This is a genomic window from Pseudokineococcus marinus, from assembly GCF_013004605.1.
In the GTDB taxonomy this organism is placed as follows: Bacteria; Actinomycetota; Actinomycetes; order Actinomycetales; family Quadrisphaeraceae; genus Pseudokineococcus; species Pseudokineococcus marinus.
Genome location: NZ_JABEMA010000091.1, coordinates 1 through 11,318, shown reverse-complemented (window position 1 = coordinate 11,318; position 11,318 = coordinate 1). Strand labels below are relative to the sequence as shown.

At 77.7% G+C, this 11,318-nt stretch carries 7 protein-coding genes; 2 read left to right on the top strand and 5 right to left on the bottom strand.

The genetic code is table 11. The features are described 5' to 3' along the window. Nucleotides 1–50: 50 nt before the first annotated feature. The gene (locus HLB09_RS08000; RefSeq protein WP_171202865.1) at nt 51–2,300 is read right to left on the bottom strand and encodes an alpha-galactosidase; all 2,250 of its coding nucleotides are present in this window, start codon (nt 2,298–2,300) and stop codon (nt 51–53) included. A gap of 332 nt (nt 2,301–2,632) precedes the next feature. On the opposite strand from HLB09_RS08000, the gene HLB09_RS07995 reads away from it, so the two are divergent. Further along, nucleotides 2,633–3,781 carry an ROK family transcriptional regulator gene (locus HLB09_RS07995; protein WP_322790078.1) on the top strand — a complete coding sequence of 383 codons (1,149 nt, stop codon included), beginning with the start codon at nt 2,633–2,635 and terminating at the stop codon, nt 3,779–3,781. Between the two features lie 50 nt (nt 3,782–3,831). On the opposite strand, the gene HLB09_RS07990 is transcribed toward HLB09_RS07995, so the two are convergent. Next, the gene (locus HLB09_RS07990) at nt 3,832–5,250 is read right to left on the bottom strand and encodes a mechanosensitive ion channel family protein (protein WP_322790077.1); all 1,419 of its coding nucleotides are present in this window, start codon (nt 5,248–5,250) and stop codon (nt 3,832–3,834) included. Between the two features lie 256 nt (nt 5,251–5,506). Between HLB09_RS07990 and HLB09_RS07985 the strand changes: the two genes are divergently transcribed. Beyond that, nucleotides 5,507–6,460: a glycosyltransferase family 2 protein gene (locus tag HLB09_RS07985; RefSeq protein ID WP_212770747.1), complete on the top strand. Its 954-nt coding sequence runs from the start codon at nt 5,507–5,509 to the stop codon at nt 6,458–6,460. A 22-nt stretch (nt 6,461–6,482) separates the two neighbouring features. Here the strand turns inward: HLB09_RS07985 and HLB09_RS07980 are convergent, their stop codons facing one another. The 3 genes from HLB09_RS07980 to HLB09_RS07970 form a co-directional block, all read right to left on the bottom strand. Beyond that, entirely contained in the window at nt 6,483–8,219 is a 1,737-nt protein-coding gene (locus tag HLB09_RS07980) for a SpoIIE family protein phosphatase (RefSeq protein ID WP_171202862.1), read from the bottom strand. Nucleotides 8,220–8,241: 22 nt separating this feature from the next. Then, nucleotides 8,242–9,600 (bottom strand): Na+/H+ antiporter NhaA, encoded by a 1,359-nt coding sequence (nhaA, locus tag HLB09_RS07975; RefSeq protein WP_212770746.1) that lies wholly within the window; start codon nt 9,598–9,600, stop codon nt 8,242–8,244. A 149-nt stretch (nt 9,601–9,749) separates the two neighbouring features. Then, nucleotides 9,750–11,318, bottom strand: a 1,569-nt coding sequence (locus HLB09_RS07970) for a carboxylesterase/lipase family protein (protein ID WP_212770745.1), incomplete at its 5' end; no start/stop codon positions are given.

Below are 11,318 nucleotides of genomic sequence, written 5' to 3'. Positions count from 1 at the left end.
GTCGCCCGACGGCGACGCCGGCAGCGACGGGCCGCTGGGGACCGCGGTGCTCACCGCTCCCCTGCCCCGGAGCCGTCCTGCGCCCCGTCCCCCCGGGCGACCTCCTGGACCCGCAGCAGGAGGAGCTGCTCGGGGTCGAGGGCGGGTGCCCGGACGCCCGCGGCACCGAGGACCGAGCCCGGCAGGACGACGCCCTCGGCGAGCCAGGGGGTGAGCCGCCGCCGCCGGACACGGGGCAGGTCGCCCGGGGCCTGCGCGCTGACGCGGTAGAGCACGTCGGGCCGCAGGCCCGGCAGACGGACGTTCCCGGGCACCGAGGTCAGCGCCGTGCTGAGCTGGACGAGGGCGAAGAGGGCGTCGGAGCCGTCCTGCGAGACGACGCCGTGGAGCGCGACCGCGGGGTCCCACGCGTCGGCGCGCACCGTGCGGCCGGTGTGGAGCAGCCCCCGCACGTCCTTGTAGAGCGACACCCAGGCGGCGAGCTCCTCGCGCTCCTCCGGCGTGGCGGAGGAGACGTCCCACTCGATCCCGAAGGAGCAGAACAGCGCGGTGCCGGCGCGGAAGGACAGGTCGTGGGTGCGGCCGGTGGTGTGGGAGCGCGGGCTGCCGACGTGGCTGCCGACGAGCTCGGGCGGCAGCAGCTGCGTCGTCCACCGCTGGATCTGCTGGCGCTCCAGCGGGTCGATGCAGTCGCTCCCCCAGACCCGGTCGGTGCGCTCCAGGACGCCCAGGTCGACGCGCAGCCCGCCCGAGCTGCACGACTCGACCTCGACCCCCGGGTGTCGGCGGCGCAGCTCGTCGAGCAGCGCGTAGACCGCGAGGGTCTGCGCGTGCACCCCCGGGGCGCGGACGGGGCCGGACCCGGCGTCGAGGAGGTCGCGGTTGTGGTCCCACTTGACGTAGGAGATGTCGTACTCGGTCAGGAGGCTGTCGAGGCGCTCGAGCACGTGGGCGCGGGCGTCGGGGTGGCCGAGGTCGAGCACCTGCTGGCGCCGCGACAGCAGCGGCTCGCGCCCCTCGGGGCGCAGGAGCCAGTCCGGGTGCGCGCGGGCGAGGTCGGAGTCGGGGTTGACCATCTCCGGCTCGAACCACAGGCCGAAGTCCATGCCCTGCGCGCGGACGGCGTCCACGAGGGGCGTCAGGCCCTGCGGCCACACGTCCTCGTCGACGTACCAGTCGCCGAGCCCCGCGGAGTCGTCGCGGCGGTGGCGGAACCAGCCGTCGTCGAGGACGAACCGCTCGGCACCGACCTCCGCCCCGAGGCGCGCGAGCTCGACGAGGCGGTCGAGGTCGTGGTCGAAGTAGACGGCCTCCCACACGTTCATGACGACGGGGCGCGGGCTGCTCGGGTGCTGCTCGCGCGAGCGCAGGTGCTCGTGGAAGCGCGCCGCGACGCCGTCGAGGCCGTCGAGGGCGTGCGCCGCGTACAGCCACGGGCTCTCGAGCTCCTCCCCGCGGCCGAGGCGGACCTCGCCCGGGAGGAGCAGCTCACCGCCCGAGAGGAGCCGCTGGCCCTCCGCGACCCGCTCGGCGCAGGTCACGTGGTTGCCGCTCCACGCGGTGTGCACCGCCCACACCTCGCCGGCGCGGAACCCGAAGCCCTCCGCCCCGACGGCGAGGACGAGCGGCGCGTCCGGGCCCGTGCGGCCGCGGCGGTTCTCGCGGCTGTGGGCCCCCACCCCGAAGGGCGCCCGCTGGGGGGCCCGCTCGCGGCCCCAGCGTCCCGCGAGGTCGAGGACCTCCGTCGCGGTCTCCGGGACGGGCAGCGCCGGGGCGAGCGCGTCGACGACGTAGGGGGCGTCACGCAGGTTGCGCACGGCCGCGCGGGTGCGCAGCAGCCCGGACGGCAGCAGCTCGAGCTCGAGGCGCACGGCGACCCCGGCGTCGGCGTCCTCCCCCTCGGCGACGAGCCGCCCGCCCTCGCCGCCCGGCCCCTCCTCGACGTGCCACGCGGTGAGCCGCGCCGAGGGCGTCCAGCCGGCCCCGTCCCGGTGCCCCGCCAGGCCCGGGCGGCCCCGCCAGCCCGTCGCCATCTCCGGCAGGAGCCCCACCGGGAGGTGGACGTCGACGTCGTTGTTCACCACCTGGGGGACCGAGGCGGCGCGCAGGACGCGCAGGTCCTCCTCCGTGGCGGCGCCGAGGTCGGGACCCCAGTGCAGCACCGACGGCAGGCGCCCGTCCTGGGAGGACAGCACCACGCTCGTCCCGGCCGCCCGCAGGTGCACGAGGTGGTCGCCGCTCGGCGACGGGCCGGGCGCCGAGGAGGCGGAGGGTGTGGCGACGGGGGCGGCGCTGCTCATGCGGTCTCCTGCGGCGGTGGGGGGCTGCTGCTGGTGGGCCGGCGGGCTGGTGGAGCGCGCCGCTCGGACGGCGCTGCCGGGACGTGCGCCCGGTGGGCCGACGTCGGCGCGCTCGCGGCGTCGCAGGCCCGGACGTCGGGCGGTGCTCCGCGTCGAGCACCGGTGCAGTTCTACGGAAGAACACGCGCGCCCGTCAAGACCCCCGCGCCGGACGAGGAGCGCGTTCCTGCGCGCCGACCGGTTCCGCAACGGAACATCGAGCGGCTGGCATCATGCCCGGCAGCCCCTCCGCGCGCCGCGTCGGAGCGGCCGTGACCCGTCGGAGGCGCTGCGTGACCCCTGCCCGCTGGGCACCGCTCGAGGGCTCGGCCCTGGCCGTCGCCCTCGAGGTCCTGCGCCACGGCCCCCTGTCCCGCAGCGACCTCGCGCGCCGCCTCGACCTCTCCCGCGGGAGCCTCACGCGCCTGTCCCGGCCGCTCGTCGACGCGGGCCTGCTCGTCGAGCTCGAGGGACCCGGGACGTCGGGATCGCGCCCGCTGGACGTGGCGACCGGCCGGCACCGCTTCGTGGGGGTCAAGGTCACCGCCGACGCGGTGCACGCCGTCGCGACGGACCTGCGGGCGCGCACGCTCGCGGTGCGCGAGCAGCCGCTCGTCGGCACGTCACCGGCGGACGTCGTCGAGGCCGTCGCCGGGCTCGTCACCGACCTGGACGGGGACACGACGGCCGGCGGGGGCGCGCCCGTGACGGCCGTGGGCGTCGGCGTCGGCGGCCTCGTCGAGGGCCGCAGCCGCGTGCGCAGCGCTCGCTACCTGCGGTGGGAGGACGTCGACCTCGGCGAGCTCCTCTCCGACCGCCTCGGCCTGCCGGTCGTCGTCGACAACGACGTGCTGTCCCTCGCGCGCGCCGAGCAGTGGTTCGGCGCCGCCGGGGCGTGCGACCACTTCGCCGTCCTGACGATCGGCGAGGGCGTCGGCTACGCGCTCGTCGTCCACGACCGGGTGGTGGCGGGGCCCGACGCGGGCGTCGGCCTCCTCGGCCACGTCCCCCTGGCGCCCACCGGGCCCACCTGCCCCCTCGGCCACGTCGGGTGCGCGGACGCGATGCTCACCGTGGGCGGCGTGGAGGCGCGCGCCTCGGTCGCCCTCCGGCGGCCCGTGGCCTACGCCGACGTGCTCGCGCTCGCGGCCGCCGGTGACCCGGCGGCCGCCCGCGTGGTCGAGGACGCGGCCCGCGCCCTCGGGCGGCTCGTGGCCCTCGTCGCCAACACGACCATGCCGCAGAAGGTGGTGGTCTCCGGCGACGGCGTCGCCCTCGCCGAGACGGGGCGCGCGGCCCTCCTCGCGGCGGTGGCCGCCGACCGCGACCCCCGGGCCCGCGACGTCGACGTCGACGTCCAGGCCGTCGGCTTCGCCGAGTGGGCCCGCGGCGCCGCGGTCACCGCCATCCAGACCTCCGTGCTCGGCTCCCGCGTGCTCTGACGGCCCGCCCGGGGCCCTCGACCAGGGCCAGGACCGCGCACCGCGGGGCGTCAGCCGCGGGAGTCGTCCCGGCCCGACGCCAGCTGGTCGCGCCAGCTGGGCGGCTCCTCCTCGGCCGGGGCGTCGACGACGTCGACCTCGCCGGAGCGGGCCTCGCCGGAGCGGCGCCGCTCCTCCATCTCCTCCTCGCTCGGCCCGGAGAAGCGCTGCGCGCGCGCCACGGCCTCGAGGCTGCCGGTGAAGAGCCCCGTCTCGTAGCGCCGCGCGGGGGTGTCCTGCTCGGGGTCGGCGCTCTGCACCGGTGCGGCGTCGCGGGCGCCGCCGGGCTGGGCCGGCAGCTCGCGCCGGGGCCGGCTGCTCGCCGCGGGGTCCGCCGCCGTCGTGATGCGGGTGCGCGGCAGGGCGTCCGGCGCCGTGCGCTGCAGCCACACGACGAGCGCCTCGCGCAGCCCCGTCCGCAGGTCCCACAGTGTCGCGCCGTCCTTCGCGCTGACGACCGCGCGCAGGGTCACGACGCCGCCGACGGCCTCGACGACCACGAGGTTGGCCACGCGGCCGTCCCAGTTGGGCGTCGACTCGAGGTAGCAGTGCATCTGCTCGCGCAGCCCGTCGATCGGCACCTCCCAGTCGACGTCGAGCATGACGGCGCCCATGACCTCGGAGTCCTTGCGGGTCCAGTTCTCGATGGGCGTCGTCGTGAAGTACGTCGAGGGCAGCACGAGCCGGCGGTCGTCCCAGATGTGGAGGACGACGTAGGTCAGCGTGATCTCCTCGATGCGCCCGAACTCGCCCTCGATGACGACGACGTCGTCCACGCGGATCGCGTCCGTGAAGGTGATCTGCAGACCGGCGAAGAGGTTGGCCAGCGACGTCTGCGCGGCGAGGCCGGCCACGACGCCGACGACGCCGGCCGAGGCGAAGATCGTCGCGCCCCACTCGCGCGCGGCGGGGATGGTGAGGAGCATCGCGCCGACCGCGAGCACCACCACCACGGCGACGGTCAGGCGCCGCAGCAGGGAGACCTGGGTGCGGACGCGGCGCGCGCGGCGGTTGTCGGGCCCGTCGAGGCGGTACTTGTCGAGCGCGACGTCCTCGAGGACGAAGGCGACGACAGCGGCCAGCCAGGCGAGCATGGCGATGATCGCGAGGTTGACGACGTAGGCGACCGGCTCCGCCCACGAGGACTGGAGCGTGGCGGCCTCGAGGACGACGCGCGCGGCCACGAGGACGAGGACGATGCGGAACGGCCGCCGACCCCGCGCCTCGACGTCGCGCACCACGGCCGAGCGGCGGCCGATGCGACGCAGGACGGCGGTGACGAGGAGGCCGACGACGAAGGCCGCCGCGACGCCGACCGCCAGGTACAGCAGCACCGTCGTCGCCGAGGCGTAGACGATGTCCTCGGGGAGCGCCTGGGCGGCCGTGCCGCCGGCGTCGGCCTCGTCGGTCGGGGACAGCAGGGCGGGCACGGGGACCTCCGGGGTGCGGGGCGTCGGGAGCGGGCACGCGGCGACGTCAGCGGCGCTCGACCAGCCGTCAACACTGACCGGCGCCGCGCCGCGGTGCAAGCCGCTCCCCCCTCCGCGCGCCTGGGAGGTGGCTGGGAACCGGGCAGGCCGCCGGGCACCCCGGCACGGACCGGACGGACCGGGCGCGCGCGTGCCCGTCGCCGAGCCGACCGGCCCCGGCTGGTGCCCGTCGGGCGTCCCCGTAGGGTCGCCGGTCGTGCCCCCCGCGAGCGCCGCCGCCCCCTCCTCGCCCCGCCCGTCGGCCGACCCGCGCCTCGCCGTCGTCGTCATCACCCACCGCCGCCGCGCGGAGGTCCTGAGCGCGCTCGAGCGGCTGCGGGACCTGCCCGAGAGGCCCGCCGTCGCCGTCGTCGACAACGGCTCGGACGACGGCACCGCCGAGGCCGTCGCGGCCGAGCACCCGTGGGCGCTGCTCGTGGCGAGCCCGGAGAACCTGGGCGCGCTCGGGCGCGACGTCGGCGTCGCGGCGCTGGAGCGGGCGCTCGACCCGCCGCCGGAGCTCATCGCCTTCTGCGACGACGACACGTGGTGGGAGCCGGGCTCCCTGGCCCGCGCCGCGGACGTCCTGGAGGCCCACCCCGCGCTGGCGTGCGTGACGGCGCAGATCCTCGTCGAGCCCGGCGGTCGCCAGGACGCCATCAACGTCGAGCTCCGCGAGTCCCCCGTCCAGGGCCCGTCGTGGCTGCCCGGCCCGGCGCTCGGCTCCTTCCTCGCCGGCGCCTCCGTCGTGCGGCGCAGCGCCTTCCGGGAGGTCGGCGGCTTCTCGCGGCGCCTGTGGCTGGGCGGGGAGGAGGAGCTCATGGCCTCCGACCTCGCCGCGGCGGGCTGGGAGCTGTGCCACCTGCCCGAGCTCGTGCTGCACCACCAGCCCTCCCCCGCGCGCGAGCGGCTGCGGCGGCGGCGCGACGGCGTCCGCAACACCCTGTGGTTCACCTGGCTGCGCCGCCCGGTGCCGGCGGCGGCGCGGCGCACGGCGCACCTGCTGAGCAGCATCCCGCGCGACCGCACGAGCGCGGCCGGGGTGGCGCTGGCGATCGCCGGGCTGCCGTGGGTCGTGCGCGAGCGGCGGCGGCTGCCCGCCTACGCCGAGGCGCGGTTCGCGGCCCTCGAGGAGAGCCAGCGCCGCTCCACGGCGCGCCACTACGGCTGAGGCGCCGCCGGGCCGGCCGCCCTCACCGCGCGCCGCGGAGCTCGCCCCGCAGCAGGTCGTCGGGACCCACCTCCGGCCCGGCCTCGGGGGGGCGCGGCCGGTCCCGCGGGTGGGCGCGGACGGCCAGGAGGGCGACGTCGTCCTCGACGTCCGCCCCCACCTCGGCGAGCAGCCCGTCGAGGAGCTCCTCCACGGTCGCGCCCGCCCTCGCGAGGCGCTCGACCGTGCTGCGCAGCCACGCGAGGCCGTCGGACAGGTGCGCCCCGCGGCGCTCGACGAGCCCGTCCGTGACGAGCAGGAAGGTGGCTCCGGCGGGGAGCGCGACCTGGTGGTCGCGGCGGGCCGCGCCCGTCGAGAGCCCCAGCAGCAGGTCGCTGCGCCGCTGCAGGAGCTCGACCCGTCCGTCGGGGTGCACGAGGACGGGCGGCAGGTGCCCGGCGTTGGCCCAGCGCACGCGGTGCCCGCCCCTCCCCTCGTCGTCGCCCTCGTCCTCCTCGAGCCGCGCGAGGACGGCAGTGGCCAGGGCGCCGACGGCGAGGTCGCGCATCGCCCGGTCCAGGGCGTCGAGGACGGCGGCGGGCGGCTCGCCGAGGGCGTGGCCGACCCCGCGCAGGACGTTGCGCACCTGCGCCATGGCGACGGCCGCGCCCGCGTCGTGACCGCTGACGTCCCCGACGACGAACGACGTGCCGCCGTCGGCGGTGGTGAAGGCGTCGTACCAGTCGCCGCCGACCGCGAGCTCGGACGCCGCGGGCTGGTAGCGCGCCGCGAGCTGGACGTGGTCCGGCTGCGGGAGGGGCGTCAGCAGGTCGCGCTGGAGCGCCTCCGACATCGACCGCGCGAGCTGGCCGGAGGCGCGCTCGACGGCGTGCGCCCGGGCCCGCTCGAGGGCCGTGCCGAGCACGCCGGCGACGAGGACGAGGAACTCCAGCAGCACCCGGTCCACGGGCACCTCGGGGTCGACGCCCGCGACGAGCACGGGGCGCTGCGCCCGCGGCAGGACGCCCGGCAGCCGCAGCAGCACGCGGTGGCGCAGCCCCGTCCCCGCCTCGACGTCCTCCTCCGCGACCTCCTCGACGACCACGTCCCGGTCGATCGGGGCCAGGGGGTCGTCCGGGGCGAGCAGCGCGGGGTCGACGAGGTCGTGGCGCGCGCTGCGGAGCACGGGCAGCGCGACCGCGGGCAGCGTCTCGGCGTCCTCGAGGTCCGAGAGGCGGTCGGTGAGCTGGGCGAGCAGGGCCAGCCGCCGGCGGTCGACGACCTGCCGGGTCGTCTCGGCCGTGATGTCGAGGACGCCGGCGACGCGCCCGTCCGGCGCCGCGACGGGTGAGTAGGAGTACGTGAAGAAGCACTCCTCCGAGCGGCCCCCGCGCCGGACCAGGGGCATCCGGACGTCCTCGGTCCACGTCGGCCCGCCGCCCGCCATGACGTCCGCCAGCATCGGGCCGATGACCGGCCACGCCTCGGGGAAGACGTCGGCGCACCGCCGGCCGAGGGCGTCGGGGTGCTTGTCCTCGATGATCTCGGCGTACGCCGCGTTGTAGACGAGCACGTGCTCCGGGCCCCACAGCAGGGTGACGGGGAACCGGGTCGTCAGGGCCAGGGCGAGGGAGCCGCGGAGCGTCTCGTCCCAGTCCTCCGGCGGGCCGAGCGGCCCGCCGGCCCAGTCGACGGCGTCGTAGAGCGGCGCCAGGGACCCGGCGTCCTCCCACGGACGACGGGCCGGCCCGACGCCGCGGGGGCCCGCGGGGCTCGTCACCGCGCCCCGCGGGCGGAGCGGCTCACGACGACGCCCGGGCGGCGGCGGGGTTCGGCGACCCGGTGCGGGCCACCGCGCGCTTCTGCAGGGTCAGCACCAGCGAGGCGGCGAGCGCCGAGACGAGCGAGCCGACGAGGACGGCCAGCCGGGCGCCGTCCTGCACCTCGCCGGGCTCGAAGGCGAGCTCGGTGATGAGCAGCGACACCGTGAAGCCGATGCCGGCGAGGAAGGCGACGCCGAGCAGGTCGGGCGTGCGCAGACCCTCCGGCAGCTGCAGCGGCGTGAGGCGCATCACCAGCGCCGTGAGCCCGAGCACGCCCAGCACCTTCCCGAGCACGAGGCCCAGGGCGACGGCGATCGCGATCGGCTGGCCCAGCACCGCGCCGAAGCCGCCGGCGTCGACGACGGAGACGCCCGCGGCGAAGAAGGCGAAGACCGGCAGCGCGAAGGCGGCCGAGAAGGGCCGGACGGCGTGCTCGTAGCGCTCGGCCACGGAGAGGTCCTCGCCGCGCCGTGCCAGCGCGGGCACCGAGAAGCCCAGGACGACACCGGCGACGGTGGCGTGGACGCCGGACTCGTGGACGAAGACCCAGGCCACGGCCGCCGCGACGAGCATGGCGACCACGAGGAGCACGCGCAGGCCCTGCCCGCCCGGTCGCACGCGCGACAGCAGCGCGAAGACGAGGACGGCGGGGACGGCCGCGAGCAGCCACACGACGGCGAGGTCGGCCGTGTAGAAGACGGCGATGATGGTGATGGCGAGCAGGTCGTCGACGACGGCGAGCGTGAGCAGGAAGGTGCGCAGCCCGACGGGGAGCCCCTTGCCGACCACCGCGAGGACGGCCACCGCGAAGGCGATGTCGGTGGCCGTCGGCACCGCCCACCCCTGCAGGCCCTCGGAGCCCGCGACGAGCAGGACGACGACGAACACGAGGGCCGGCAGGGCCATGCCGCCGACGGCGGCGATGGCCGGCACCGCCGCGGTGCGCGGGTCGCGCAGCGAGCCGGCGACGATCTCCCGCTTGAGCTCGAGCCCGACGACGAAGAAGAAGACCGCCAGGAGGCCGTCCGCCGCCCACGTCGACAGCGACAGGTCGAGGTGGAGCGACGCGGGCCCGACGACGGTCTCGGACAGGCCGGCGTAGGCCTCGCGCCACGGCGAGTTGGCCCACACGAGCGCGATCGCCGCACCGACGAGCAGCAGGACGCCGCCGAGCCGCTCGCCCGACAGCAGCGCCGCGAGGCCGCGGTGCTCCTCCTCGACCGGGTGCGGCCGCGGGTCGGTGGGGCTCTGGGGGGTCTCCGCGCCGGAGGGCGACGTCGGCGCGCCGTCCTCGCGCTCCCGGAGGTCGCGCGGGTCGGCGCCGGAGGGCGGGTTCACGGGGTCTCCCTGGGGTCGACGGCACGGGACGCCGACCAGACTTCCCGGCACACCAGCCCGCGCACCGGCGGGCATCCGACCAGGGTACGGGGCGCGGCGCCGGCGGCGCGTCCCGAGAGGGAGGTCCGGCCCCGGCGGGGCCGCGGGCGTCAGTGCACGAGCACGTCCCGCCCGCCCCAGACGGCGCGCTGCTCGCCCTCGGGGTCCTCGACGACGCGGTCCTCGAGGTCGAGGACGAGCGTGGAGCGGCGCTCGGCGTCGTAGCGCGGCCACGGGCCCACGGCGGGGTCGGGCTCGCCGTGCCGGACGAAGTGGAGCCAGTGCCGCTGGACGCGGTCGGCGAGGTCGGCCACGCGCCCGTCCCGGTCGAGGCGCTGCAGGGCCCGGCGCACGGGCGCGTACGGCCACAGCAGGTAGAGCTCGACGCCGTGCGTGGCCCCGAGACCGAACGCGGCGGGCCCCCAGTCCACGCGGTAGCGCCACGTCGGGCTCGTGCGGGCGTGCGCCTCGCTGTGGTGGATGCCCGGCACGGTGAAGAGCAGGTGGGAGCCCAGGTCGGTGAGGCCCCGCTCGTCGCGCGGGTAGGCGCTGAGGATGCGGTCGGTCTCCTCGGGGCCCGCGGCCGCGTCCAGCGCCTGCGCCAGGCGGGCCCGCGTCTCGGGGAGGACGTCGCGGGCGAAGCGCCGGAAGAGCGTGTGCTCGTCGCGGTTGCTGCCCGACAGGAGCGGGACGGGCGGCGTCGACGTCGCGTGCGCCGCCGGGAGACTGGCCGGCAGCAGGTCGCCGTCGAACCAGGGCCGCGTGGTGAGGCCCTCCGGGCGCGTGGCCGAGACGGCCGCCGCGGCCCGCAGCACCTCGCGCGTCGACGCCCGCCAGAGCCCCTCGGGCTCCTCGCGGCTGACGCCCAGCTGGGCGCACAGCTCGCGCGCCAGCCGCGTGGCGTCCTCGCGGTCGGTGGCGATGGACAGCGCGCCGCTCTGGCAGACCGCCCCGGCGAAGAGGCCTCGCGCGGCGGGGCTCGTCATGAGCAGGGCGACCGACGCCGACCCGGCGGACTCCCCCGCCAGCGTGACGCGCGCCGGGTCGCCGCCGAACGCCTCGACGGCGTCGCGCACCCACTCCAGCGCCAGCACCTGGTCGCGCAGGCCGACGTTGCTGGGCACGCGCTCGGGGTCGACCCCCCGGCGGCCCGGGCCGGGCCGGGCGACGACGTCGGCCAGGTCGGCGAAGCCCAGCATCCCCAGGCGGTAGTTGACGCACACCACGACGACGTCGCCCCGGGCCGCGAGGTGGGAGCCGTCGTACTCCCCGGCGCTCCCGCTGGAGAAGGCGCCGCCGTGGACCCAGACGAGGACGGGACGGCGCCGCCCGTCCTCCGCCGCGCCCGCGGGCGCGTGGACGTCGACCGTCAGGCAGTCCTCGGTTCGCCGACCGGTCGTGCCGAGCACGAGCCCGAGCGGGGCGGGCACGACGGGCACGCGCTGCGCGCAGGCCGGGCCGGGCCCGGTGGCGTCGCGCACGCCCGTCCACGGCTCGTGGGGGACGGCCGCGGCGAAGCGGTGCTCGCCCACCGGCGGGCGGGCGTAGGGGACGCCGCGCCAGGAGTCGGCCTCGCCGTGGGGCGTGCTGCGCCGCACCCCGCGGACCGCGCCGCCCGGCGGACGGGCGACGACCTCCGGCACGGCCAGGGGCGCGCGGTGAGCGAGCACACTCCCGCT